The 24225-nt window shown below is 61.9% G+C and carries 24 protein-coding genes, 1 tRNA gene and 1 pseudogene; 7 read left to right on the top strand and 19 right to left on the bottom strand.

The annotated features are described in order from the left end of the window. Positions 1–7: 7 nt before the first annotated feature. The 4 genes from gatC to EB235_RS21345 all read right to left on the bottom strand — a co-directional run bounded on the left by gatC (position 8) and on the right by EB235_RS21345 (position 2381). A complete protein-coding gene (gene gatC, locus EB235_RS21360; RefSeq protein ID WP_027029060.1) occupies positions 8–295 on the bottom strand; it encodes an Asp-tRNA(Asn)/Glu-tRNA(Gln) amidotransferase subunit GatC in 288 nt (95 codons plus the stop codon). An 80-nt stretch (positions 296–375) separates the two neighbouring features. Further along, complete coding sequence (locus tag EB235_RS21355) at positions 376–1236, bottom strand: radical SAM protein (protein ID WP_245268746.1); 861 nt, start codon at positions 1234–1236, stop codon at positions 376–378. Further along, positions 1233–1649, bottom strand: a complete 417-nt coding sequence (locus EB235_RS21350; RefSeq protein ID WP_027029062.1) for a hypothetical protein — start codon at positions 1647–1649, stop codon at positions 1233–1235. The genes EB235_RS21355 and EB235_RS21350 overlap by 4 nt, the downstream gene beginning before the upstream one ends. A gap of 24 nt (positions 1650–1673) precedes the next feature. Beyond that, the gene (locus tag EB235_RS21345; RefSeq protein ID WP_027029063.1) at positions 1674–2381 is read right to left on the bottom strand and encodes a metal-dependent hydrolase; all 708 of its coding nucleotides are present in this window, start codon (positions 2379–2381) and stop codon (positions 1674–1676) included. Positions 2382–2505: 124 nt separating this feature from the next. Here EB235_RS21345 and ruvX point away from each other — a divergent pair, with 124 nt between their 5' ends. Then, positions 2506–3012 carry a Holliday junction resolvase RuvX gene (gene ruvX, locus EB235_RS21340; protein WP_027029064.1) on the top strand — a complete coding sequence of 169 codons (507 nt, stop codon included), beginning with the start codon at positions 2506–2508 and terminating at the stop codon, positions 3010–3012. Here ruvX and EB235_RS21335 read toward each other — a convergent pair. The 3 genes from EB235_RS21335 to EB235_RS21325 form a co-directional block, all read right to left on the bottom strand. Further along, a complete protein-coding gene (locus EB235_RS21335) occupies positions 2930–3271 on the bottom strand; it encodes a DUF6105 family protein (RefSeq protein ID WP_080680717.1) in 342 nt (113 codons plus the stop codon). The genes ruvX and EB235_RS21335 overlap by 83 nt on opposite strands. Beyond that, positions 3271–3849 carry a hypothetical protein gene (locus tag EB235_RS21330; RefSeq protein WP_027029065.1) on the bottom strand — a complete coding sequence of 193 codons (579 nt, stop codon included), beginning with the start codon at positions 3847–3849 and terminating at the stop codon, positions 3271–3273. The genes EB235_RS21335 and EB235_RS21330 overlap by 1 nt, the downstream gene beginning before the upstream one ends. Positions 3850–3994: 145 nt before the next feature. Continuing rightward, entirely contained in the window at positions 3995–5623 is a 1629-nt protein-coding gene (locus EB235_RS21325; RefSeq protein WP_027029066.1) for a DNA alkylation response protein, read from the bottom strand. Positions 5624–5800: 177 nt separating this feature from the next. Between EB235_RS21325 and EB235_RS21320 the strand changes: the two genes are divergently transcribed. From EB235_RS21320 to dprA, 4 genes and pseudogenes are all read left to right on the top strand, one after another. Next, on the top strand, positions 5801–6766 hold the full coding sequence (locus tag EB235_RS21320; RefSeq protein WP_027029067.1) for an aspartate carbamoyltransferase catalytic subunit: 966 nt from the start codon (positions 5801–5803) through the stop codon (positions 6764–6766). Then, complete coding sequence (locus tag EB235_RS21315; RefSeq protein WP_027029068.1) at positions 6763–8049, top strand: dihydroorotase; 1287 nt, start codon at positions 6763–6765, stop codon at positions 8047–8049. Before EB235_RS21320 ends, EB235_RS21315 begins: the two co-directional genes overlap by 4 nt. 57 nt (positions 8050–8106) lie before the next feature. Continuing rightward, positions 8107–8694: a glycerol-3-phosphate 1-O-acyltransferase PlsY gene (gene plsY, locus EB235_RS21310; RefSeq protein WP_027029069.1), complete on the top strand. Its 588-nt coding sequence runs from the start codon at positions 8107–8109 to the stop codon at positions 8692–8694. A gap of 17 nt (positions 8695–8711) precedes the next feature. Next, a pseudogene (gene dprA, locus EB235_RS21305) lies at positions 8712–9840 on the top strand (DNA-processing protein DprA). Between the two features lie 9 nt (positions 9841–9849). Here the strand turns inward: dprA and EB235_RS35195 are convergent. From EB235_RS35195 to EB235_RS21280, 5 genes are all read right to left on the bottom strand, one after another. Next, positions 9850–10050 (bottom strand): hypothetical protein, encoded by a 201-nt coding sequence (locus EB235_RS35195; protein WP_027029071.1) that lies wholly within the window; start codon positions 10048–10050, stop codon positions 9850–9852. Between the two features lie 16 nt (positions 10051–10066). Next, positions 10067–10843 carry a trehalose-phosphatase gene (gene otsB, locus EB235_RS21295; protein WP_032925363.1) on the bottom strand — a complete coding sequence of 259 codons (777 nt, stop codon included), beginning with the start codon at positions 10841–10843 and terminating at the stop codon, positions 10067–10069. Then, positions 10843–12612 (bottom strand): alpha,alpha-trehalose-phosphate synthase (UDP-forming), encoded by a 1770-nt coding sequence (locus tag EB235_RS21290; protein ID WP_027029073.1) that lies wholly within the window; start codon positions 12610–12612, stop codon positions 10843–10845. Before EB235_RS21290 ends, otsB begins: the two co-directional genes overlap by 1 nt. 109 nt (positions 12613–12721) lie before the next feature. Then, a complete protein-coding gene (locus EB235_RS21285) occupies positions 12722–14884 on the bottom strand; it encodes an amylo-alpha-1,6-glucosidase (RefSeq protein WP_027029074.1) in 2163 nt (720 codons plus the stop codon). 41 nt (positions 14885–14925) lie between these two features. Continuing rightward, on the bottom strand, positions 14926–15987 hold the full coding sequence (locus EB235_RS21280) for a glycosyltransferase family 4 protein (protein WP_027029075.1): 1062 nt from the start codon (positions 15985–15987) through the stop codon (positions 14926–14928). Positions 15988–16163: 176 nt separating this feature from the next. Between EB235_RS21280 and EB235_RS21275 the strand changes: the two genes are divergently transcribed. Continuing rightward, positions 16164–16643, top strand: coding sequence for a hypothetical protein (locus EB235_RS21275; protein WP_027029076.1), 480 nt, complete (start codon positions 16164–16166; stop codon positions 16641–16643). 63 nt (positions 16644–16706) lie between these two features. On the opposite strand, the gene EB235_RS21270 is transcribed toward EB235_RS21275, so the two are convergent. Continuing rightward, positions 16707–16782: transfer RNA gene (locus EB235_RS21270), tRNA-Lys, on the bottom strand. A gap of 303 nt (positions 16783–17085) precedes the next feature. On the opposite strand from EB235_RS21270, the gene EB235_RS21265 reads away from it, so the two are divergent. Then, the gene (locus tag EB235_RS21265; protein WP_027029077.1) at positions 17086–17601 is read left to right on the top strand and encodes a BA14K family protein; all 516 of its coding nucleotides are present in this window, start codon (positions 17086–17088) and stop codon (positions 17599–17601) included. Between the two features lie 70 nt (positions 17602–17671). Here EB235_RS21265 and glpK read toward each other — a convergent pair whose 3' ends face one another. From glpK to EB235_RS21235, 6 genes are all read right to left on the bottom strand, one after another. Then, on the bottom strand, positions 17672–19162 hold the full coding sequence (gene glpK, locus EB235_RS21260) for a glycerol kinase GlpK (protein ID WP_027029078.1): 1491 nt from the start codon (positions 19160–19162) through the stop codon (positions 17672–17674). Between the two features lie 92 nt (positions 19163–19254). After that, positions 19255–20979: an ABC transporter substrate-binding protein gene (locus tag EB235_RS21255; RefSeq protein ID WP_027029079.1), complete on the bottom strand. Its 1725-nt coding sequence runs from the start codon at positions 20977–20979 to the stop codon at positions 19255–19257. Between the two features lie 79 nt (positions 20980–21058). Beyond that, positions 21059–21346 carry a DUF2160 domain-containing protein gene (locus EB235_RS21250; protein WP_027029080.1) on the bottom strand — a complete coding sequence of 96 codons (288 nt, stop codon included), beginning with the start codon at positions 21344–21346 and terminating at the stop codon, positions 21059–21061. 2 nt (positions 21347–21348) lie between these two features. Further along, positions 21349–22266: a carbohydrate ABC transporter permease gene (locus EB235_RS21245; RefSeq protein WP_027029081.1), complete on the bottom strand. Its 918-nt coding sequence runs from the start codon at positions 22264–22266 to the stop codon at positions 21349–21351. A gap of 1 nt (position 22267) precedes the next feature. Continuing rightward, positions 22268–23134 carry a carbohydrate ABC transporter permease gene (locus tag EB235_RS21240; protein ID WP_027029082.1) on the bottom strand — a complete coding sequence of 289 codons (867 nt, stop codon included), beginning with the start codon at positions 23132–23134 and terminating at the stop codon, positions 22268–22270. Next, the gene (locus EB235_RS21235; RefSeq protein ID WP_027029083.1) at positions 23135–24217 is read right to left on the bottom strand and encodes an ABC transporter ATP-binding protein; all 1083 of its coding nucleotides are present in this window, start codon (positions 24215–24217) and stop codon (positions 23135–23137) included. Between the last annotated feature and the right edge of the window lie 8 nt (positions 24218–24225).

Here is a 24225-nt window from a genome sequence, read left to right as displayed (position 1 = left end):
CGCAGCCTTACTCCACGACCTTTGGCACGAGGAAGAAATTCTCTTCGGTCGCCGGTGCATTGGCGACGATATCAGCCGCCTTGTTGCCGTCGGTGACGACATCCCGGCGTTTCTTCATCTCCATCGGCGTCACCGAGGTCATCGGCTCGACGCCGGAAACATCGACCTCGTTCAGTTGCTCGACGAAGCCCAGTATCGCATTCAACTCGCCGGTCATGCGTTCTGCATCTTCTTCGCTCACCGCGATGCGGGCGAGACGCGCGACACGCTTCACTGTCTTGACATCAACGGACATGTTTTTGCCTCGGGAAAAACCAGTCCGGGCTATAGCGGCGCCGCGCGCGGCACGCAACATCCATCGTGTCGGACGCAGCGCTAGACCACAGCAGGGCTGACCCGGTCCTTGGGGCGCCGCAGCGGATTGGGCAATTCGAACAATCGCTTCTTTGCCGAACACATGCTGCATGCGTCCTCGTCTTCCAGCGCGGCGAAGGCCTGCAATTCCGCATTGGAACAGCCCGGCTCAAGCGGTCGATACGCCAGATAGGGATCCCACTTGTCGGAAAGGCGGTATTTTGCCTTCTGCATCGGCAGATAGGCGAGAGGCGCACACTTCCAGATCTGTCCGGCGTGGAGTTGCTTGCAATGGCGAGCCGGGCAGATTTCCCAACTGGCGCGAGGATCGCCATCCTCGAACGGCAACATGGTGTTGCCGAAGCCTTCGTAGCGACGGGTCCAGTTCTTGTCGGACGGGCGGATCTCGATATGCAGCCCGTGTTCCCGACGCCAAGCCTCCACGAGATCGAACACCGGTTTCAATCTCTCCTGGTACTCCTGCGAACCATGATGAACCGAGACGGTCAGCCGAGCGTCCCGATCAGCGGCAAGAATTGCCGGCAATGTCGGATGACGGTGCAGGAAAAAGCCGTTGCTGACGATTTCTATTATGGCCTCTGGCCAGTGCCGCCGCACCAGTCCAACGAAAGCGGGCAACTGCGGGTGTATGGTGGGCTCTCCACCCAGGATATTGAACCAGGTGACCGACACGCGCCGACTCCAAAATCCCATCCAGCGGTCCGCCTCCTCGAGCGAAACGGTGCCGGAATGACCATGGTTGGAGTAGTGCGCGCAACTTTCGCAAGACAGATTGCAGCCATGCGCGACGTGGAGTTCCAGTTTTGGGAACACCGGCCGCTCGCGGCGAAAAAGCGCCCTGACACGTTTCAGCATCGTCATGGCAGGGCAACGCCCTCGCACAGATAGTAGCTGCCACTGTTGCCGCTCGCCTCGCTTTCGTCATCGATGGGCCGGACCGAGACGAGATCAACCTGCGTCGGGTTCATTTGCGTCACCGAAAGCACGTCCGGAAAGATATAGCCCGGTTCTTGGCAGATGGCTGTCACCGCCCAGCTTGGCGAGCGTGTCGCCTTGCTGATCTGAACGAATTCGCAATTGTATTCAACGCCTTGCAGGCCATGCGCCGACAAAACGACATTGCCGGCGTCGATCAGCGTCTGCAGCGTATCCTTTTTGGCCTGCGCACAAAGCTCCTCGGACTGAAGGTAGATGCCTTCGATGAAATCATCCGCGGCAATCGCCGGCGACGCCGCGGCAAACATCGAAACGAAAAGAGTTTGCCGCAACGCCATGGATTTGTTCCGCTTTAGCTGTCTCTAGATCGTAATCGTCTCACCAATCTTCGGCAACGCTATATCGACGCCGGACCCTTCCAGGCCGGCCTGGAATTTCTCGGCCGTCGGATCGATCATTGGAAACGTGCCGAAGTGGCAAGGGACCACCGTCTCGAACTTGAAGAAGCGGCGGCAGGCGAGTGCCGCCACAGCACCGCCCATGGTGAAACGGTCGCCGATCGGCACGATGCCGATCTTGGGCTCATGCAACTCGTTGATCAACGCCATGTCGGAGAAGATATCGGTATCGCCCATGTGGTAGAGCGTCCGGTCTTCCGGGAAATGCAGGACGAGGCCGCCCGGATTGCCGAGATAGGTGTTCTTGCCGCCGTCTTCGCCAAACGAAGAGGAGTGCAGCGCCTGGACGAATGTCGTGGTGAAGCCGCCGCAATCGACGGTGCCGCCGATATTGCCGGGATTGATCTTGTTGCCGTCGGCACCCTTGCCGACCAGATACATGCAGATCTCGAAATTGGCGACCAGCTGGGCGCCGCTCTTGCCGAGGACTTCCAGTGCGCCGCTGATGTGGTCGCTGTGCCCGTGCGTCAGCAGAACATGCGTTACTCCCTCCGCCGGTCCTTCCCAGCCGCCCGTCCAGGACGGATTGCCGATCAGGTAGGGGTCGATGAGGATCTTGGCGTCGCCAGCTTCGATGCGGAAGGCCGAGTGGCCGTACCAGGTCAGTTTCATGAATGCTTTCCTCGATTTTTGCCTTGCCAAAGGATAGAACGCCGATGGCCCTGAGATCAAAGGGTTACTGTGTCCACCGCGCGCTTCACAAGACACGTGGTGGTGAAAAGGCGAAGGACCACCGTTGGGCATTGTCACGATCGAAGAATTGCCGGCCCGGCTTGCCGGCGGAAAAACTCTGGCGGGGCTCGATCTTGGCGACAAGACGATCGGCGTTGCGGTTTCCGACCGGGGATTCTCCTTCGCTCATCCGCGCCCGGTCATCATGCGAAGGAAGTTCTCGCTCGATGCCGCGGTCCTGCTGGCCTTGATGCAGAAGGAGAACGTTGGCGCGGTGGCGATCGGGCTGCCGATCAACATGGATGGTTCGGAAGGTCCGCGTGCGCAGAAGTCACGCGCCTTCGTGCGCAACATGGCGCAGCTAAGCGACCTGCCCTTCGTGTTCTGGGATGAGCGGCTGTCGACGGTCGCCGCCGAACGGACGCTGATCGAAATGGATTTCTCGCGCGCCAAACGCGCCGGCAAGATCGATTCGGCGGCCGCGGCCTTTATTCTGCAGGGAGTTTTGGACCGGCTTCAGTCACTCGATGCAGCCGATCGAACGGGACAGGACCCGCCCAGCGCCGTCTGACCCAGCCGGCGATTTCGCGGCGGCGGCGGAACGCCCACAGCGCCATTAGCAGAAATCCGTCGAAGATGCAGGTCTTCGCCACCATGCCGGGGATGATCGTGGGATCGACGCCTAGCATCTGGCCATAGAGCTGGAAGAAAAAGTCATGCATCTGCCGGCTGAGCATCACATAACCGAAATTCATGTCATTGGCCGACAGGTAGAACCAGCCCCAGAACAGCCCCATCGGAGCCGCCCAAAATGCGAAGATGTAGCGCATCAGCGGCCTCCCTTCGCTTTAGGGCCAGTCCGCCCGGGGCCGATCCCGTTGGGGCCGGCGCGGCCCGATATCAGGGAGAGAAGCGAGTTGTGAGCCGCCGCCTTCGCCATGTTGTGCGCCGTGGCGTGGAAAGCGGCGTCATCAGACAGCGCTGCCGAGCGCCGCTCGGCAAGCATCGCGACATAGGAGGCCAGAAGCGCGGCGAGTTGCACCGCGACAACCATAAAGAGCCCGTTGATGCCTTGGGCCGCGCCGCCGATCAGGATCATCGACATCACGCCGGAAGCGGAAATGAAGGCGATGCGCACCACGCTGTCGGCGCCGGGGCCCGCCGCATCGTTGATCAGCGTATCGATAAAGGCCCAGAAGAACAGCACCGACACGACCAGCAGTGCAACCGCCAGCGGCGCGACCACCACGATGTTTTCCAGATTGACGAAGCGGGCGCTCTCGACGGTCACGCCCAGCACGCCAAGCGCTGCCGCAACACCGCGGTTTCCATCGATGCAGATCAGCGCCAGCAGGGCGAAAACGATCGCCCAGTGCACCGACAAGAATGAGGTCAATACGTGTCGCATCGTGATTCCTGCTTCGACAGGAATAACAGTGGGCTTTACGCCTCGTCGCCGCAACGTAAACCATTTGTTAAGGTTAACGGCCATCCACAGGGCGCACGACGATGCCCTCAGGCATGTCCAAATCCAGCGACGAGCCGCTCGCTGCTCAGTTCACCGGCGGATAGAGCGTATCGATGATCATGCGCGCGTCGTGGCGCGAATCGAGCATGCCGTAGGTGTTGCGCCATTGGCCAGCCAGGCGCGTCTCGACGAAGGCATCGGCAATCCGCCCTGCCCCAAGCCGGCGCAGCTCGGCCGCCGCGGCTGACAGCGCCAGCTGTTCCGTCAGCAACCGGGCTGAGCCCTCGTCGGTTGAAGCAACCTGCATCGCCGCCTTCAGGACGCCTACCGTGCCACGTCCGCCGGCACCGAGATCACGGTCTATCCCCCCCAGTACCTCTTCGAACAGGCCGGGCGCGCGGCCAAGCACACGCAGCACGTCGAGCGCCATGACATTGCCCGACCCTTCCCAGATCGCGTTGACCGGGGCCTCGCGATAGTAGCGGGCGAGCGGCGCCTCCTCGACATAGCCGTTACCGCCAAGGCACTCCATCGCTTCGTAAAGCAGTGCTGGCGCGATCTTGCAGACCCAGTATTTGACGACCGCCGTCATGGCGCGCGCAAAGGCCGCCTCGCCGCGATCGCCCGCCGCCTCGTCGAAGGAGCGCGCCAGCCTAAACGACAGCGCGGTTGCCGCGGCGACATCCAGCGCCATATCGGCCAGCACGCGCTGCATCAGCGGCTGCTCGATCAAGGCCGAGCCGAAAACCTGGCGATGGCGGGCATGATGAACCGCTTCCGCCAGCCCTGCCCGCATGATGGCCGAGGACGCCACCGCGCAGTCGAGCCGGGTCAAGGTCACCATGTCCATGATCGTCTTCACGCCGGCGCCGGGTTCGCCGACCATTTCGCCGATGGCGTTGACGAATTCGACCTCGGAAGACGCGTTGGAGCGGTTGCCGAGCTTGTCCTTCAGCCGCTGGAAGCGGAAGCCATTGCCCGATCCGTCGCCGAGAACACGCGGCACGAGGAAGCAGGATAGCCCTTCCGGCGCCTGCGCCAGCACCAGGAAGGCGTCCGACATTGGCGCCGACATGAACCATTTGTGCCCGGTCAGGCGATAAAAACCGCTGCCGGCACGCTCGGCCCTCGTCACATTAGCGCGCACATCGGTGCCGCCCTGCTTCTCGGTCATGCCCATGCCGAGCGTCAGCCCGGTCTTCTCCACCGGCGGCTTCTGGCTCTGGTCGTATTTGCGCGTCGTCACGCGCGGCGCCCATTCGCGAAACAGCTTTGGGCTGGCCATCAATGCCGCCAGCGAGGCGCTGGTCATGGTGATGGGACAGAGGTGTCCGGTTTCGAGTTCGGCGGTCAGATAGAAACGCGCGGCACGCACCTGATGGCGGCGGCCGATCTCGGCGTCACCATTCTCCCAGACCGAGGAGTGCAACCCGTTCGCCACCGAACGACGCATGAGGGCGTGGTAAGCGGGATGGAACTCGACCAGGTCGAGGCGCCGCCCCTGGCGGTCATGTGTCCTCAGTTTCGGCGTCTCGACATTGGCGAGGCGGGCCAGTTCCTGCGCTTCCTGGGTCAGCACGAAACGGCCAAGCCCGTCGAGTTCCCTGCGCACCGGATCGGAAAAGCGCTCGGCAAGCTGGATCAGCAACGGATCGCCTCGCCAGGCGTTGCCGCCCGTCAGCGGCGGCGGCTGGTTCGTTACGTCGTCGGTCACGCCCAATCCTTCAATCCGTAGAAAGGTCCCTGTCGTGCGAAAGCCACGAATCCGAGGCCATCGGCTAGATATAGCCAAGCGTTGCCGCGCGCGCGACGAAAATACCGGGGAGAACGGCGCCAATGTAAAGCTGGTGCTTGCAGGCGCAAAATCCGCACCCTATAGCACCCCCTTGAGATGACCGACGCTTCGTCCCTGCCACTCTACCCTCACCGCCATCTTCTGGGCATCAGCGATCTTTCGCCCGCCGACATCGAGCTGTTGCTCGACCGGGCGGATCTGGCTGTCGCGATTTCGCGGCAGTCCGAGAAGAAAACCTCGACGCTGCGCGGCCGCACCCAGATCAACCTGTTCTACGAGGCATCGACCCGTACGCAGTCCTCGTTCGAGCTGGCCGGAAAGCGGCTCGGCGCCGATGTCATGAACATGTCGGTGGCGAGCTCCTCGGTGAAAAAGGGCGAGACCCTCATCGACACGGCAATGACGCTGAACGCCATGCGGCCGGATATATTGATCATCCGCCACCAGTCGGCGGGTGCCGCCGCCCTTCTGGCCCAAAAAGTCGGCTGCTCCGTCGTCAATGCCGGCGATGGCGCGCATGAACACCCGACACAGGCGCTGCTCGATGCGCTGACCATCCGTCGCGCCAAGGGGCCGCTGTCGAAGCTGATCGTGGCGATTTGCGGCGACATCCTGCATTCGCGCGTGGCGCGCTCCAACATCATGCTGCTCAACGCGCTCGGCGCACAGGTTCGGGTCGTCGCCCCTTCAACGCTGCTGCCCTCCGGCATCGAACGAATGGGTGTGATTGTCACGCGCTCGATGGCCGAAGGCCTGAAAGACGCCGACGTGGTGATGATGCTGCGCCTACAGCGCGAGCGGATGGAAGGCGCCTTCGTGCCTTCGGTTCGCGAATATTTCCGCTATTTCGGCCTCGACGCCGAAAAGCTGAAGGCCGCCAAGGACGACGCGATGGTGATGCATCCCGGCCCAATGAACCGCGGCGTCGAGATTGCCTCGGAAATCGCCGACGGCCCGCAAAGCGTCATTCAGGAGCAGGTGGAAATGGGCGTCGCCGTGCGGATGGCGGTGATGGAAGCGCTGCTCGACCCCCGCCGTAATCAAGAGGGCCGCGGCGAATGAGCACGACGGTCTTTGAACGCGCCCGCATTGTCGACCCCTCGCGCGGTATCGACGAAGTCGGCTCCGTCATTGTCGAGGGCCGCAAGATCGTTGCCGCGGGCAAAGCGGCGTTGAACCAGGGCGCCCCCGAGGGCGCCATAACAATTGATTGCGCCGGCAAGGCGATCATTCCCGGCCTGATCGATGGCCGCGTCTTCATCGGCGAGCCCGGCGGCGAGCATCGCGAAACCATCGCTTCGGCAAGTGTCGCGGCGGCCGCCGGCGGCGTCACCTCTGTCGTCATGATGCCCGATACCGACCCGGTGATCGACAATGTGGCATTGGTCGAGTTCGTGCTGCGCACCGCCAAGGACACGGCTATCGTCAACGTCTTTCCGGCGGCGGCGATCACCAAGGGCCTCGCCGGCCGCGAGATGACCGAATTCGGCCTGCTGCGTGAGGCTGGCGCCGTCGCCTTCACCGATGGCCGCCACACCATAGCAAGCGCGCTGGTGATGCGCCGCGCACTGACCTACGCCCGCGATTTCGGCGCCACCATCGTGCATGAAACCCAGGATGCCGACCTCGGTTCATCAGGCGTCATGAATGAGGGCCTGTACGCCAGCTGGCTCGGCCTTTCCGGCATTCCGCGTGAAGCCGAATCGATCCCGCTGGAGCGCGATCTGGCTCTGGCCCGACTGACGCGCGGGTCCTATCACGCGGCAAAAATCTCGACGGCGATGGCGGCAAACGCCGTGACGCGCGCCAAAGCCGATGGTGCTGCCGTCACCTCAGGCGTGTCGATCCACAATCTGTCGCTCAACGAAAACGATGTCGGCGAATACCGCACCTTCTTCCGGCTGACGCCGCCGCTGCGCGCCGAGGAAGACCGGTTGGCGATGATTGAGGCGGTCAGGGACGGCACCGTCGACATCATCGTATCCTCGCACGATCCACAGGATGTCGACACCAAGCGCCTGCCCTTCGCCGACGCGGCCGCCGGTGCCATCGGATTGGAGACGCTGCTTGGCGCGGCCTTGCGGCTCTACCACAATGGCGATGTGCCGCTGCTGCGGCTGATCGAGACCTTGTCCACCGCGCCGGCAAGACTGTTCGGATTGCCCGGCGGCACACTGAAGCCGGGTGCTCTTGCCGACCTTGCACTTGTCGATCTCGATGAGCCCTGGATCGTCAGCGAAAGCGGCATTCGCTCGCGCTCGAAGAACACCTGCTTCGAAGGCGCCCGCCTGCAAGGCAAGGTCTTGCAAACGCTGGTGGCGGGCCGCACAGTGTTCTCGGTCTGATCCGGCAATCGCGCACTGAGCCTGACCTGACCGTTTGGGAGAACTGCGGGGGAAACAATGACTTACGGCCTCATCCCAGCGTTGGTATTCGGCTATCTCTTAGGCTCGATTCCTTTCGGCCTGCTGCTGACGCGAGCCGCCGGCCTTGGTGACGTGCGCAAGATCGGCTCCGGCAATATCGGCGCCACCAATGTGCTGCGCACCGGCAACAAGGGCCTGGCCGCCGCGACCTTGCTGCTCGATGCCCTGAAAGGCACGGCCGCCGTGCTGATTGCTGGTCACTTCGCGCCGGAAACGGCGGTCTGGGCCGGCCTCGGCGCCTTTCTTGGTCACCTCTTTCCGGCCTGGCTCGGCTTCAAGGGTGGCAAGGGCGTCGCGACATATCTCGGCGTGCTGATCGGCCTTGCCTGGCAGGTGGCGCTGATCTTCGCCGTCGTCTGGCTGGTGATGGCGTTCCTGTTCCGGTTCTCATCGCTGGCGGCGCTGACAGCGGCCGTCGTCGTCCCCGTTGCCCTGTATTTCATGAGCACACCGCAGATTGCCATTCTGTTCGTGGTGATGAGCATCATCGTCTTCATCAAGCACAGGGCGAACATTTCGCGGCTGCTTGCCGGCACCGAGGGCAAGATCGGAGCCAAGGGGTGAGCAAGCGCGCCATCGTGGTGAGCGAGCCGGCCGCCGGGCCGCGCCTCAGCGACCGGCAGCGGCTGAGCTGGCTGCGGTTGATCCGCACCCAGAATGTCGGCCCCGCCTCCTTTCGCGACCTGATCAACCGCTTCGGGTCCGCCGAGGTGGCACTGGAAATCCTGCCGGAGCTGATGATTTCGGGTGGCGCCAGCCGGATCGCCCGCATTCCCTCGATCGCCGAAGCCGAGGCAGAACTGGAAGCAGCCCGCAAGGCTGGCGCGCGCTTTGTCGGTATCGGCGAGCCCGACTATCCACCATTGCTGAGGAGCATGGACAATCCACCGCCCCTACTGGCGGTGAAAGGCAATGCCGCCGTCTTCCGGCTGCCGGGGGTCGCCATTGTCGGTGCCCGCAACGCATCGCTGGCCGGCATCAAGATGGCGCGTATGCTGGCTGCCAGTCTTGGCGGCGACGGCTATGGCATCGTATCCGGCCTGGCACGCGGCATCGACACGGCGGCACACCAGGGCAGCCTGGCGACCGGCACGATCGGCGTCCTGGCCGGAGGTCTCGACCTGCCCTACCCGCCCGAGAATGCCGGCCTGTGCGAGGAAATCGCCGAGCGTGGCGCCATAATCTCCGAAATGCCGTTCGGATGGCAGCCGCGCGCCCAGGATTTTCCGCGCCGCAATCGCCTTGTCGCGGGCGCCGCCCTTGGGCTGGTGGTGGTCGAGGCAGCGCAACGCTCGGGATCGCTGATCAGCGCCAGGCTTGCCGGCGAAATGGGGCGGTTGGTGTTCGCCGTACCGGGTTCACCGCTCGATCCACGCGCCGCCGGCACCAACGGCCTGCTCAAGGACGGCGCCACGCTGGTCACCGAGGCATCCGACATTTCCAGGGCGATCGCGCCGCTGACAGGCATGCGCGCGCCGGATGTGCCCCCATTTGAAGACCCGCCCGACTTTTCGGCCACGCCGCCACCCGGCGAGAGCGACCGCGCCAAGGTAATCGAGGCGCTCGGCCCGACGCGTGTCGGTCGACGAAATCATCCGCCACACCGGCCTGCACCCGGCCCAGGTCTTCATGGTGTTGCTGGAACTCGACCTCGCCGGCCGGCTCGAACGCCATGCCGGCGGCAATGTTTCGCTGGTTTTCGGAAACTAAAGCTGATCGTCAGTGGCGATTGGTCTTTTCGTCCTGGGCATAGTCCTGCGTGTTTGCGCCAAAGAGATCCTTTTCGACGACCTTGTGCCACACCATGTCCGCATCCTGCGGACGCGATGAATCGAAGCTCGTCTCGGTCTCTTGCACGGTCGAGCGCCGGCGCAACCAGGCAGGCATGATCTCGCGGATGAGGCTGGTAAACTGGGTCATTGCCGGCTCCTTCGATTCATGTGGTGACGGTCGATCTCTCCGCAGCGCTGTGGCTCACACCATCAAGCCAGGCCAGCGCCTCCTCGACACCGGCAAGCGCGTGGCGCGCAGCGGTCGGTCCGCGCGGTTTGATGCGCACCGAGACGCCATCCATCTCGTTGATGACATCAAAGCCGTGTTCGTCGGAAGTGTCATCTCCAAGGAAGACGGGGCTGCGGCCTGCAAAAGCCGGTTGTTCCATGAACCGTCGGATGGCTGCTCCTTTCGCCGCCTCCAGCGGCATCAGTTCAACCCCTGCATTGCCGGCCAGCACCCGATATCCCACAGGCAGCCTGTCCAGTGCCTGTTCGACCAGCTGTATGGCGCGCTGCAGCAAATGCGGCGCCGCGCGCGTATGAATGGCCAGGATCGGCCCCTTGCGCTCGATATAGACGTCGGCACTGGCCAGTTCCGCTTCGATCTCCTCGGCAAGTGCGGCAATGTCTGCCGGTTCGCCGGCCGCCTCGACCGGTCCATCACGCACCAGCCTGTGCTCGAGCCCATAAAGCCCGGCGGCGCGCAATCTGAGGGGCTGGAAGAGATGGTCGACAGCGGCGATCGAGCGTCCCGTGATGAACGCCAAGGCTCCGTCCAATTGCGTTTCAAGCCGTGCCAACAGCATGCGCAGCTCCTCACTGACAGCCACCGCATCGGGATGCGCGGCATGTTCGAGAAGCGTGCCATCGATATCGAGGAACAGGCTCCATGGCCCTTGCGGGACGACGGGTTCCGGCAGGTTTGACGATATCGACATCACAGCGCCGCCACACATTTGCGTTCGAGCAGCGATATCACGTTGGCAGGTACCGTGGGAGCAGCGCCGACGGCTCGGTCGACTGCATTGCGTTTGCGCAAATGCGCGGCATCCAAAAGCATGCTTCCCGCCCATTTATAAACGTTGTTCTCGCGCACGATCTCGCGCATGCGTCGCATGCGCTGCGTTTGCTCCTCCTGCGACATGGTCAAGGCCTGCAGCAGGACGTCACCCATCATTGCCGCGTCATAGGGATTGACGATCAGCGCCTCCAGCAGCTCCTTGGAGGCGCCGGCGAACATGCTCAGCAGCAGCACACCTTGTTCATCCTCGCGCGCCGCGACAAACTCCTTGGCAACCAGGTTCATGCCGTCATGCAGGCTGGTCACCATGCAAACGTCGGCGGCCCGGTAGATTTCGTAGACCTGCTGCTGCGAGTGATGTTCCGTCACCATCAGGACCGGCGTGTAGCCTTCGCGGCCATAGCGCTGGTTGAGATCCTCGGCATGGCGCATGCACTCTTCATACAATTGCTGGTAGGCGGGCAAGGTGCCGCGGCTGGGCGCCGCGATCTGCAGGAACGCCACCTTGCCGATCCATTCCGGATGAAGCGTCAGCAGTTCATCAAGTGCATTGAAGCGATCGAGGATGCCTTTGGTGTAGTCGAGACGCTCAACGCCCACGCACAGTCTGACATGGTCGGCCAGGCCGAATTTCTCGCGAACCTGCCGACGGCAGGTTGCCACGTCCGGCAGCTTGTCCAGTTGCGGCGGCGACCATTCGATAGAAATCGGATAGGCGTGAACCAGACTGATCTGGCCGCCATAAGAGATGGCCGAATCCTCGCGCTCGATCCTGCTTTCCAGGAAACGATCCACGCTGTCGATGAAGTTGTTGCAATGGAACTGGGTGTGGAAACCGACGATTGAACTGCCGAGCAGACCTTCGAGAATCTTCTCGCGCCACGGGCATATGCTGAACACTTCCGAATTCGGCCAAGGGATGTGCCAGAAGGTGATGATGATCGCCTCGGGCAGGCGCTCTCGGATCATTCGCGGCAACAGCGCGAAATGGTAATCCTGGACCAGCACGATCGGCCGCTCGTTGCGGGCCTCCGCCACGACAGTGTCGGCGAATTTGCGGTTGACCGCCTCGTAGGCCTCCCAATCGGATGTGCGGAACATTGGCCGGGTGAAGGCGATATGACACAGCGGCCAAAGGCCTTCATTGGCAAAGCCGAGATAATAGCCTTGCTGTTCTTCCTCGCTTAGCCAGACGCGGCGCAGTGTGTAGGAAGGATTGTCAGGCGGCACCTCGATCCGGTCGTTCTTGTCGACCACAAGGGCGTCGGCCGAACCGCCGCCATAGGCGATCCACGTGCCGGCACAAGCGCGCGTGATCGGCTCCAGGGCGGAGACGAGCCCGCTGGCAGGTACGACCAGTTCGATGTCGTCACCCTTGCGGTTGTGGATATAAGGTTCGCGATTCGAGACGACGATCACCTGGGCATCGGGAAGCTCCGTTGCCAGGATATGACGCAAAGTCTCGGGCGACCACTGCGCCAGAGCGGCGACGGTGGACTGCCCATTCTTCTCTAATTCCGGCAGTGGGCCGCGAGCTGGATCGGCCTTCACGGCAGCAAGTCTGCGGCCTTTGCGCGACCGCAACATCATCGTCACCAGCACAATGAACAGGACGCCGACAGCTGCAAGAATGAAGAGCCACAATGCGAAGAGGGGAACGACCAGGTACGAACTGTTGTCGGGCATTGAAATAGATTACCTTTCAATGGGATACCGAAGAAACTCCATCGACTGGAACTCCGGCGCCCATAGTCTGGTTGTCCAACGCCCCACCCCGCATGATGGTTCCGGTTTTTCAGCTCGTGACCACGAGAGGCACCAGCCCCTCATGCGGCGCGGCAAGGAAAGCGCCGACACGATCTCCGACGCGCTGGAATGTCAGATCCACTGCCGCGTGCCCGACCGAAAGATGACGAATGATCAGGCTGTCTATGCCGATCGGCAGGCGCGGCCGGGTCACATGGATCTCGCCTGTCCAGCCATCGACCTGAAGGCCGAGGCACGATTGCATGAGCATGAAGGCGGAACCGGCGGACCAGGCTTGCGGCAGGCATGCCACCGGATAGGCAATCGGCGCCTCACCCGCCGCACGTGTAAAACCGCAGAAGAGTTCGGGCAGCCTCATGTTGAAATGAACGGCGGATTCGAAGGTTCCGCTCATCAGCCGCACCACGCCGTCGCGGTTGCCATATCGCGCCAGCCCAGCGGCACAGATCGCGGTGTCGTGCGGCCAGATCGACCCGTTGTGATAGGACATCGGATTGAAGAAGATCGCTTCGTCCGCCAGCGTTCTCAGGCCCCAGCCGGAATGAAACGAGGCCGACAGCAGCTGGTCGGCGACCATGCGCGCGCGCTCCGGGTTGGGAAGGCCGACGTAAAGCAGGTGGCCGGCATTGGATGTGCGCACCTTGCAGGCCTGGCCCTCGCCATCGAGCGCCAGCGCATAGTAGCCAAGCTCCTCGATCCAGAAATCGCGTTCGACTTGCTGGCGAAGTGTGTCGGCGCGTATTTCCCACCCCTCCGCCCGCTCCCTTTCTCCGCGCAGCCGTGCCAGTTTCGCCAGCCCCTGGAACGCCGCAAAGACATAGCCCTGGACTTCGACCAGCGCGATCGGTCCCTTCGGAATGCGGCCATCGGCGTGAAAGACGGAATCGAAACTGTCTTTCCATCCCTGGTTGGCGAGACCGGATTCCGCGGCGCGCTGGTAGGTGAGGAATCCTGTCGAGCGGCTCGCCGTCTCGATCCATTCGGCAGCGGCGCACAGGGATGGCCACAGCGTATCGATGAAGGCCGTGTCCCCCGTGCGGTCCGCATAGGCGCAGGCAAGATGGATGTAGAGTGGCGTCGTGTCGACGCCGCCATAATAGCGGCCGAACGGCAGCTCGCTGAGCGCCACCATCTCGCCCTTGCGGGTCTCGTGCATGATCTTGCCGGGTTCGGAATCGCTGAAGGGAGAGGTCTCGGTCGCCTGGTGCTGGGCAAGAAAGGCCAAAACGCCTCGCGCCAGCCCGGGATTGAGCCAAAGCATCTGCAGGGCTGAAATCACGCCGTCCCGGCCGAAGGCAGTGGAGAACCACGGAATGCCGGCATAGGGGTAAGGCCCGGTCGCCAGTTCCGTGGTGAGCAGCGCGACATCGGCGCGAGCCCGCGCCATCCAGTCGTTGAAAACGCGGCCCGAACTGTGCAGCGTCGCGCCATGCCGGCGTTTGGCGCGCATGCCGAAACGAGCCCGGGCGGCCGCAGCGCGAAACCGGCGGCTTTCAGGGCGTTCGTCTGTTTCGTCGCCCACTTCCAGGTAAAGCGTCTGGCTGCTGCGCTTGGTGACGGCGATGACGAAATCCGCCCGCTCGGAGGTCAGCTCATCGGGCGTCTGCGAAAATGATATCGCCGATGTCCGCACCACCTTGTCCAGGCCTTCATAGCGAAGCACGACCGCGGCCCGGGCAATCTCGGCCGTATGCGCAGTCCCACGCTTCGCGCGGATCGAGCCGCGGACCTCGAACATGTCGCGGAAATCGGCACCAAAGCGCAGCGACAGCAGGATCGTCGAATGCTCCCGGCTGTAGTTGGAGAGCGTGATGCGCTCATACAGCCTTTCCTGCCACAGCAGCCGGACGCGCTCGATATGGATAGCGCCTTGCGGGATTTGGCGGCCCGCGGCGCTCTCGATCGGCAGATTAGTCAAATTGGTGGTGAACAGGACGTTGTCCTGGCTAAGTGACGCGCCAAGCAACGACGTCGACCGCCCACCGACGGTGAGGCGAAATTCCGAAAGCACGCGCGTGTCGTCGCGGAAGAACCCGTCACCAACGCCGCGTATGTCGCCATAGCCGTCGGCGACCACGAAGCAGTCGCCATGCTTGAGGGCGAACAGCCTGTGCGGCTCGCGGGGCGCCGTCTCATCGAGAGACGCCAGTGCTATCGCTGGATCGAGCGTGCGTTCGTCAAGTTGGCTGATGGTCAAGTGGCCTGTCCCTGTTCATTTTGAAGACAACGCCGCTACGAGGCCTTGGCGCGGCCGCCGGCATCGACCAGCTCCGCGTAAGCAGCGGCGTAATCCTGACCCATCCTGCGGGCTGAAAAGCGTCGTTCGAACACGGCCCTGACGCGCCGCCTGTCGAGCTGCAGGAGAGCCGGCATCGAGGCAACGGCATCTTCTATGGTCTCGACGACGAAACCGGTGACGCCATCATCGAGGATCTCGGGCATGGCACCGCAATTCCAGGCCATGACAGGTGTCCCGCAAGCCATCGCTTCGATCACGGCAAGGCCGAACGGCTCCGGCCAATCGATCGGGAAAAGCAGGGCGGCGGCGTTTCCGAGAAACGCCGTCTTCTGCTCCTCATTGATCTCGCCGACATATTCGATCTGATCGCCATCGATCATCGGTTGGACGACCTCCTCGAAATAGGCGCGATCGTCAGCACCGACCTTGGCCGCGAGCTTGAGTTTCAGCCCGGTACGGCGGGCGATCTCGATCGCCCGGTCCGGACGCTTGTCGCGCGACATTCTGCCGAGAAACGCAAGATAGCCGCCGTCAGGGGCTGTCTCGAAATTGGGTTTGTAGAGATCGACGGGCAGCCCGTGGTGGATTGTCGCCAGCCAGTTCGCCGATGCAAACCGCGCCCGCTGGCTGCGGGATATGGAAATCATCGGGAACCGCGGGAACCGATCATAGGCTTGTGCCAAATCCGCGTAATCCAGCCTGCCATGCGGCGTCGTCACTGTGCGTTGTGGCATATCGCGGAAAAACGGAAAATGCAGGAAATGGCTGAGGTGGAAATGGATAACGTCGAAATCGTCGGCCCGTTTCCTCACCTCGTCGAGCATCGACAGATGCGCCGCAATCTCGGATTTCAAAGGACGGGTATCGAGACGAAGCGCCCGTTCACGGCATGGCACCAGTTTGGCAGAGGTCTTCGTATCGCCGCTGGCGAACAACGTTACGTCATGGCCAAGGTCCACGAGAGCCTCGGTCAGGTAGGAGATGATGCGCTCGGTGCCACCATAGAGCCTTGGCGGCACCGATTCGTATAGTGGTGCGACATGGGCAATCTTCATGGCCCGGCCTTCCCTCAATGAGCTGGTCATGGAACCCAATGCTTCAGCAGCGGGATCGTTCCTCCATCAGTGGAAGATGCATCGGATGATTGATCCGTTCCCCGTTTGATGTTCGATCAAGCCGCCCTACTTCGTCTTGGTGCTGCCGACACTTGCGGCAGCCCAAGGAGGCCGAGGTGCAGGAACCCAGGGATGTCGCAGCCCGACGCCTGAGCATGATCATCGAACAATATGTCGAGGCCAGAAAACGGCACTATGGCTTCGTGTCCACGGACCAGGCTGCCATGGTCATCCGCAAGATCCTCAAACCCACCCTTGCTGACCCAGCCCTCACCGACCGCCAGCTCGATGATATGGTCGCTGCACTGGCCGTGAAGAACGGCTTGGCGGTCATCTTCGATCGTGGCGCAAGAGGATCGGCCATCGAGGCCGACCTCAACAGGAAGGAACCGACGATGCGGGCACCAACCGAGATCTTGGATGTTGTCGGCGCCGTGGATGCTATCCTGCGCGGCCAGATCGCCGCGCTTTCGATGAGCGCGATAGTCTCGCTGCTGCGCGAACGGACCGGCACCAAGCGCTCGGACGCGGATCTGGAAGGCCTGATTGCCAAGAAGGCCGCCGTTCTGGACGTGCATCTGTCGCGGAGTGTCTGAACGGTCGAAGCGCGTTGCGAAGGTTCACAGGCCAATCAATGGCGCCAGTAAGTCCTTTGACAATGGTGAGCGCGATGGGATTCGAACCCATGACCTACTGATTAAAAGTCAGTTGCTCTACCGGCTGAGCTACGCGCTCCCGCGGGCGCGAAAGGCGGCCCTCGAAATTGCGCGGAACATAGGGAGAGTGCCTCGACCGGTCAACCGGAAAAAACGGATCCGGGAGCCAAGCTTTTCCAGCGTCGTCGCCTTGCCCAAACGACCACTTCGATCGAGGGAGGTACAAGCTCCGAAGGGCCATTGGCTGAGCATATTATAGTTTGGATGTCGGGCAAGAGAAACATTACAGATCAGTAACTTGGTGTTTTGGGAGGAACCATCCCGTGTATTGCTCGTTGTCTCGCCACAAGGGACGTCAATCACCCTTTCGAAGGAGAAGACAATGAACAAGATCGTAACGGGTATACTGGCGACCACTTTGTCAGTTTCGTTTGGAGCAGCCGCAGCCATGCCGGCCAATGCGGCGCAAATGTTCGTGCCGCAGGCGGCATCGACTTCGAGCGACGTGCAGAGCGTCGACTACAAGCCCTGGATGAAGAACCACCACGGCAATCGCAATTTCGGCAACCGCAATTTCGGCAACCGCAATTTCGGAAATCGCAATTTCGGCGGTCGTAACTTTGCCCGCAACAATGATGGCGGCGGCTATTGGAATGGCCATCGTGGCTATCGCGACTACCATGAGGGTTATCGCCGTCATGGCGACTATTGGTTCCCGCTCGCGGCCTTCGCCACTGGCGCCCTGATCACGGGTGCGATCGTCAACAGCGAGAACAACCGCTACGAAGGCAATTCGCATGTGCAGTGGTGCTATGACCACTATCGCAGCTACCGTTCCTCGGACAACACCTTCCAGCCGAATTACGGTCCGCGCCAAGAATGCCGTTCGCCATACTGATCCAAGGCTGAGTATCAGTAGCCGACAAGTGTGAGTAAGGGACCCGCGTCGGAAACGGCGCGGGTCTTTCTTAGGCGCTCAAGGTCCTGCGCACGGCGTCGCGCCAGCCTGCGAGTTTCGCTGCACGGTCGGCGCCTTCCATCTCCGGCTGGAACCGCCGCTCCAATGCCCAGCTTTTCGCGAACTCTCGTGCCTTCGGCCACACACCCGCCTTTGAACCAGCAAGCCAGGCCGCACCCAGCGCCGTCGTCTCCAGAATGGTCGGGCGGTCGACCGGCGCGTCGAGAATGTCGGCCAGCCGTTGCATGGTCCAGTCGGACGCCACCATGCCGCCATCGACCCTGAGCACTGTCCTGGCCGAAGCCCCTTTCCAATCCCTGCGCATGGCGTCGAGCAGGTCGCGGGTCTGGTAGGCGACAGCCTCCAGGGCGGCACGCGCGAACTCCGCCGGTCCGGAATTGCGGGTCAGCCCGAAGATCGCACCACGCGCCTCCGCATCCCAATGCGGCGCGCCAAGCCCGACAAAGGCCGGCACCAGATATACATTTTGCGTCGGATCAGCCTCGGCAGCCAGTTTGCCGCTCTGCTCGGCCTTGCCGATCACCTTGATGCCGTCGCGGAGCCATTGCACGGCAGCCCCCGCGATAAAGATCGAGCCCTCCAGCGCATAGGTGGTCTTGCCATTCAGCCTGTAGGCAATGGTGGTCAGCAGCCGGTTCTTCGAGCGAACCAGATCCGTGCCGGTGTTGAGCAGCGCGAAGCAGCCAGTGCCATAGGTGGATTTCATCATGCCCGGTTCGAAACACGCCTGGCCGATGGTCGCGGCGTGCTGGTCACCGGCGACGCCGAGAATCCTTATCTCGGCGCCAAACAGACTTTTCTCCGTGATTCCATAATCATCGGCGCAATCCTTTACCTCGGGAAGCATTCTCGCCGGGATGTTGAGAACGCCCAGAAGCTCGTCGTCCCAGGCATTTTTCTCGATGTTGTAGACCAGCGTGCGCGACGCGTTGGTGGCGTCGGTGGCGTGAACCTTGCCGCCGGTCAGCCGCCAGATCAGAAAACTGTCGATGGTGCCGGCCAGCAATTCGCCCTTCTCGGCGCGCTTCCTTGCGCCCTTCACCTTGTCGAGCATCCAGGCGATCTTGGTGCCGGAGAAATAGGGATCGAGCAGCAACCCTGTCTTGCGGGTGAATTTCTTCTCCAGTCCCTGCTTCTTCAGTTTCTGGCACAGCGGAGCGGTGCGCCGATCTTGCCAGACAATGGCGTTGTGGATTGGCTTGCCCGTCGCTCTGTCCCAGATGACGACGGTCTCGCGCTGGTTGGTGATGCCGAGCGCTGCAACTTCGGAAGCGTCGCGTCCGGCTTTCTTCAAGGCAGCCTTCGCGGTCGTGACGACGCTTGCCCAGATTTCTTCGGGATCATGCTCCACCCAGCCGGAAGCAGGATAGTGCTGCGTGAATTCCTGCTGCCCGCTGCCCACGACTTTCAACTGGCCATCGAACAAGATCGCCCGGGTCGATGTCGTTCCCTGGTCGATTGCCAGCACAAAACCGCTCATCCCAACGTCCTCCGCTTCGATACAAAGAAGGGAGACGGCAACGCGCCGCCTCCCCCAATTTCACACGGACGCGAACGCCCGCATAGAAAGTCCTATTTCTGCCAGCTCTTCACCAGTTCGTCGTAGTTGATGGTGATCGGCTTGTCCTTCTCCTTCTCGAGCTTCAGCTGAGGCGCCAGATTGCCGCCCTTGACCGCGTCGGCGTTCCAGTAGGCAAGGTCATGCTCTTCGGCCATCTTCGGTCCGATGTCGCCCTGGACACCGGATTTCTCGATACGGGCCATGACTTTTTCCTGATCGGCGCAGAGCGAATCCATGGCTTCCTGCGGTGTCTTGGCACCCGAGGATGCGTCACCGATGTTCTGCCACCAGAGCTGCGCCAGCTTCGGATAATCCGGCACGTTGGTACCGGTCGGCGTCCACTGCACACGGGCCGGCGAGCGGTAGAACTCGATCAGACCGCCGAGCTTCGGCGCACGTTCGGTGAAGCTCTTGTCATGGATGGTGGAGTCGCGAATGAAGGTCAGGCCAACCTGGCTCTTCTTCACGTCGACGGTCTTCGAGGTGACGAACTGCGCATAAAGCCAGGCGGCCTTGGCGCGGTCGGTCGGCGTCGACTTCATCAGCGTCCAGGAACCAACGTCCTGATAGCCGAGTTTCATGCCGTCCTTCCAGTAGGAGCCGTGCGGAGACGGCGCCATGCGCCATTTCGGCGTACCGTCGTCGTTCATGACCGGCAGGCCAGGCTTGACCATGTCGGCGGTGAACGCGGTGTACCAGAAGATCTGCTGGGCAACATTGCCTTGCGACGGTACGGGGCCGGATTCAGAGAAGGTCATGCCCTGGGCTTCCGGCGGCGCATAGGCTTTCAGCCAATCAAGATACTTCTGGATGGCATAGACCGATGCTGGTCCATTGGTGTCGCCGCCACGCGCGGTGCACGAGCCGACAGGCCGCGAATTCGCATCGACCTTGATGCCCCATTCGTCGACCGGCAGGCCGTTCGGCAGGCCCTTGTCGCCGTTGCCGGCCATCGACAGCCAGGCGTCGGTAAACCGCCAGCCGAGCGACGGATCCTTCTTGCCGTAGTCCATGTGGCCATAGACCTTCTTGCCGTTGACGTCGCGGCCCGTGAAGAATTCGGCAATGTCCTCATAGGCCGACCAGTTGACCGGCACACCGAGATCGTAGCCGTACTTGGCCTTGAAGTCGGCCTTGTTCTTCTCGTCGTTGAACCAGTCGTAACGGAACCAGTAGAGGTTCGCGAATTGCTGGTCGGGCAGCTGATAGAGCTTCTTGTCCGGAGCGGTGGTGAACTTGGTGCCGATGAAGTCGTCGACATCGAGCATCGGATCGGTAACGTCCTTGCCTTCGCCCGCCATCCAGTCGGTCAGGTTGCGCACCTGCTGATAGCGCCAGTGCGTGCCGATCAGATCGGAATCGTTGACCCAGCCGTCATAGATGTTCTGGCCGGTCTGCATCTGGGTCTGGATCTTTTCGACGACGTCGCCTTCCTGGATGACGTCATGCGTGACCTTGATGCCGGTGATGGCGGTAAAGGCCGGTGCCAGCACCTCTGATTCATACTTGTGGGTCGTCAGGGTTTCCGAGACCACCTTGATATCCATGCCGGCGAAGGGCTTGGCAGCGTCGATAAACCACTGCATTTGCTTTTCCTGGTCGGCGCGAGAAAGCGTCGACACGCCGCCTATCTCCTTGTCCAGAAAGGCTTTTGCCTCATCCATCCCTGCATAGGCATTGCCTACGCCGAGCAACAGGACAAGGGCCGTTGTTGATGTTAAAAATTGCCGTCGCATGTGTTTCCTCCACTGTTTCAGGTTTCAAGTGCGATCTGGAGCGGCGGCCGGCACGCTGCCGCTCCAACAGTTTCCCCCTCTATACGTAGCGGAACACGCCGATGGCGTAGACCACGGAGAGAGCGAGAGCCCACCAGAGGCTCGGTCCGACAAGACCCAGCCAAGCGAGATGGATAAAGGCGCTGCCGAGCAGCGATAGGAACAGGCGGTCGCCGCGCGTCGTCTCGAAGCGCAGCACGCCAACGCGCGGATTGCCGCCTGGCGAGGCGTATTCCCAAGCACCCATGCCGACCAGCAGCAGGGCGATGACGGCAAAAAAAGCGGCCGTCGGCCAGGTCCATGCCATCCAGGAGAAGTCGAAGTTCATGATCACACCCTCCCTAGGGCGAAGCCCTTGGCGATGTAGTTGCGCACGAACCAGATCACGAGGGCGCCAGGAATCAGCGTCAGCACGCCGGCAGCAGCGAGCAGACCCCAATCCATACCGGAAGCCGAGACAGTGCGGGTCATGGTTGCGGCGATCGGCTTGGCATCGGTCGTGGTCAGCGTACGGGCGATCAGCAGTTCCACCCATGAAAACATGAAGCAGAAGAAGCAGGCGACGCCGATGCCGCTGGCGATCAGCGGCATGAAGATTTTCAGGAAGAAGCGCGGGAACGAATAGCCGTCGATATAGGCGGTCTCGTCGATCTCCTTCGGCACGCCCGACATGAAGCCTTCGAGGATCCACACTGCCAGCGGCACGTTGAACAGGCAGTGGGCGAGCGCTACCGCAATGTGCGTGTCGATCAGGCCGAAGGCCGAGTAGAGCTGGAAGAACGGCAGCGCGAACACCGCTGGCGGCGCCATGCGGTTGGTCAAAAGCCAGAAGAACAGATGCTTGTCACCAAGGAAGCGGTAGCGCGAGAAGGCGTAAGCCGCCGGCAGCGCCACGGACACCGAAATCACCATGTTCATGACCACATAGGTGATCGAATTGATGTAGCCGGAATACCAGACCTTCTCGGTGAAGATGGTGACATAGTTGGCGATCGTAGGCTGATGCGGGTAGAGCGTCAGCGAGTTGACGATCTCCGCATTGGTCTTGAAGCTCATGTTGATGAGCCAGTAGATCGGCAGCAAAAGCACGATGATGTAGAGCGTGGGCACGATCCACCACCAGCGCGATTCCTCGCCCCGCCGGCGCATCCGTCTGTCGAGATCGCTTTGCGACAGCGTACTGGCGAGACCTTCCGAGGCGGTCCCGTTCATCGCATTGCGCTCGGTTCGTTCATTGGCGCCGGCCATTTCAGCGCTCCGCGTCGTAATTGGTCATCACGGTGTAGAACACCCATGACAACAACAGGATGATGAGGAAGTAGACCAGCGACATCGCCGCCGCCGGACCGAGGTCAAACTGGCCGAGGGCGGTCTTGACCAGGTCGATGGACAGGAACGTCGTCGAGTTACCAGGGCCACCACCGGTGACGACGAAGGGTTCGGTGTAGATCATGAATGAGTCCATGAAGCGCAGCAGCACGGCGATCAGAAGCACGCGCTGCATCTTCGGCAGCTGGATGTAGCGGAACACCGCCCAGCGCGAGGCACCGTCGATCTTGGCTGCCTGGTAAAAGGCATCCGGGATCGAAACCAGGCCGGCATAGCAGAGCAGCACGACGAGGCTGGTCCAGTGCCAGACATCCATGATGATGATCGTCACCCAGGCGTCGAAGGGATCCTGCACATAGTTGTAGTCGATACCGATCGCGTTGAGGTAATAGCCCATGAGCCCGATGTCGTTGCGGCCGAACACCTGCCAGATCGTGCCGACGACGTTCCACGGGATCAGCAGCGGCAGCGACATCAGGACGAGGCAAACCGGCACGCCCCAGCCTTTTTTCGGCATGTTGAGCGCGATGAAGATGCCAAGTGGCACTTCGATCGCCAGGATGATGAAGGAGAAGGTCAGGTTGCGGACCATCGCTTCCCAGAAGCGGCTGGACGACAGCAACTCCTCGAACCATTCGGTGCCGGCCCAGGTGAAGACATTGTTGCCGAACGTGTCCTGCACCGAATAGTTGACGACCGTCATCAGCGGGATGACCGCGGTGAAGGCCACCAGCACCAGCACCGGCAGCACGAGGAACCAAGCCTTGTTGTTCCAGGTCTTGTCCATCTATGCCCCCACCTCGACACGCCCCATCTCAACTAGCCAGGAATCGGCATAGATGTTGATGCCCGCCGGATCGAAGCGTACCTTCGGCTCAGCCGGAACGGTCTCGTCCTCGCCGATGACGGCCGCGATGTCGCGGCCTTCCAATTTGGCGCGCACCACCTTGTGGCGGCCGACATCCTCGACCTTGCTTATTGATACGGCCATGCCCTCGCGGCCGAGCCTGATATATTCGGGGCGGATGCCGAGCTCGACAGCGCCGTTGGCCGTCTTCGGAGCGCCCGGCAACTCGATCCGCTGCGAGCCGAGCGTTGCCGTCTTGCCCTCGATCGCCACCGGCATGACGTTCATCCCTGGCGAACCGATGAAATAACCGACAAAGGTGTGGCGCGGCCGCTCGAACAGTTCCGCCGGCGTGCCGATCTGGACGATGCCGCCATCATACATCACGACAACCTGGTCGGCGAAGGTCAGCGCTTCGGTCTGGTCGTGCGTGACATAGACCATGGTGTAGCCGAAGCGGCGGTGGAGCTGCTTCAATTGCGAACGCAGCACCCACTTCATATGCGGGTCGATGACGGTCAGCGGCTCGTCGAAGAGGATGGCGTTGACGTCGGAGCGCACCAGGCCGCGACCGAGCGAGATCTTCTGCTTCTGGTCGGCGGTCAGGCCCCTCGCCTTCTTCCTGGCCCAGGACGCCAGGTCGATCATCTCCAACGTCTCGCGCACCTTGCGATCGACGTCTGCCTCCGGCACGCCACGATTGCGCAGCGGGAAGGCCAGATTGTCGTAGACGGTCATGGTGTCGTAGATGACCGGGAACTGGAACACCTGCGCGATGTTGCGTTCCTGCGTCGACAGATTGGTCACGTCCCTGCCGTTGAACAGCAGCTGTCCGTGCGAGGGGTGAAGCAGGCCGGAAATGATGTTGAGCAGCGTGGTCTTGCCGCAGCCAGACGGCCCGAGCAGCGCATAGGCGCCGCCATCCTCAAAAGTGTGATGCACTTCCCTGAGCGCGAAATCCGCATCCTTCTGCGGGTTCGGCAGATAGGAATGCCTGACATGATTGACGTCGATGCGCGCCATGGCTTGCT

Source organism: Mesorhizobium loti R88b, from assembly GCF_013170845.1.
GTDB classification, from domain to species: domain Bacteria; phylum Pseudomonadota; class Alphaproteobacteria; order Rhizobiales; family Rhizobiaceae; genus Mesorhizobium; species Mesorhizobium loti_B.
Note: the sequence above shows the minus strand (reverse complement) of the source record. Positions and strands in the feature narration are given on the sequence as shown.

Excerpts from the sequence above, each read along its gene's own strand:
- gatC (WP_027029060.1), bottom strand. The coding sequence starts at position 295 with ATGTCCGTTGATGTCAAGACAGTGAAGCGTGTCGCGCGTCTCGCCCGC.
- EB235_RS21355 (WP_245268746.1), bottom strand. The coding sequence starts at position 1,236 with ATGACGATGCTGAAACGTGTCAGGGCGCTTTTTCGCCGCGAGCGGCCG.
- EB235_RS21350 (WP_027029062.1), bottom strand. The coding sequence starts at position 1,649 with ATGGCGTTGCGGCAAACTCTTTTCGTTTCGATGTTTGCCGCGGCGTCG.
- EB235_RS21345 (WP_027029063.1), bottom strand. The coding sequence starts at position 2,381 with ATGAAACTGACCTGGTACGGCCACTCGGCCTTCCGCATCGAAGCTGGC.
- EB235_RS21335 (WP_080680717.1), bottom strand. The coding sequence starts at position 3,271 with ATGCGCTACATCTTCGCATTTTGGGCGGCTCCGATGGGGCTGTTCTGG.
- EB235_RS21330 (WP_027029065.1), bottom strand. The coding sequence starts at position 3,849 with ATGCGACACGTATTGACCTCATTCTTGTCGGTGCACTGGGCGATCGTT.
- EB235_RS21320 (WP_027029067.1), top strand. The coding sequence starts at position 5,801 with ATGACCGACGCTTCGTCCCTGCCACTCTACCCTCACCGCCATCTTCTG.
- EB235_RS21315 (WP_027029068.1), top strand. The coding sequence starts at position 6,763 with ATGAGCACGACGGTCTTTGAACGCGCCCGCATTGTCGACCCCTCGCGC.
- plsY (WP_027029069.1), top strand. The coding sequence starts at position 8,107 with ATGACTTACGGCCTCATCCCAGCGTTGGTATTCGGCTATCTCTTAGGC.
- EB235_RS35195 (WP_027029071.1), bottom strand. The coding sequence starts at position 10,050 with ATGACCCAGTTTACCAGCCTCATCCGCGAGATCATGCCTGCCTGGTTG.
- otsB (WP_032925363.1), bottom strand. The coding sequence starts at position 10,843 with ATGTCGATATCGTCAAACCTGCCGGAACCCGTCGTCCCGCAAGGGCCA.
- EB235_RS21290 (WP_027029073.1), bottom strand. The coding sequence starts at position 12,612 with ATGCCCGACAACAGTTCGTACCTGGTCGTTCCCCTCTTCGCATTGTGG.
- EB235_RS21280 (WP_027029075.1), bottom strand. The coding sequence starts at position 15,987 with ATGAAGATTGCCCATGTCGCACCACTATACGAATCGGTGCCGCCAAGG.
- EB235_RS21265 (WP_027029077.1), top strand. The coding sequence starts at position 17,086 with ATGAACAAGATCGTAACGGGTATACTGGCGACCACTTTGTCAGTTTCG.
- glpK (WP_027029078.1), bottom strand. The coding sequence starts at position 19,162 with ATGAGCGGTTTTGTGCTGGCAATCGACCAGGGAACGACATCGACCCGG.
- EB235_RS21255 (WP_027029079.1), bottom strand. The coding sequence starts at position 20,979 with ATGCGACGGCAATTTTTAACATCAACAACGGCCCTTGTCCTGTTGCTC.
- EB235_RS21250 (WP_027029080.1), bottom strand. The coding sequence starts at position 21,346 with ATGAACTTCGACTTCTCCTGGATGGCATGGACCTGGCCGACGGCCGCT.
- EB235_RS21245 (WP_027029081.1), bottom strand. The coding sequence starts at position 22,266 with ATGGCCGGCGCCAATGAACGAACCGAGCGCAATGCGATGAACGGGACC.
- EB235_RS21240 (WP_027029082.1), bottom strand. The coding sequence starts at position 23,134 with ATGGACAAGACCTGGAACAACAAGGCTTGGTTCCTCGTGCTGCCGGTG.
- EB235_RS21235 (WP_027029083.1), bottom strand. The coding sequence starts at position 24,217 with ATGGCGCGCATCGACGTCAATCATGTCAGGCATTCCTATCTGCCGAAC.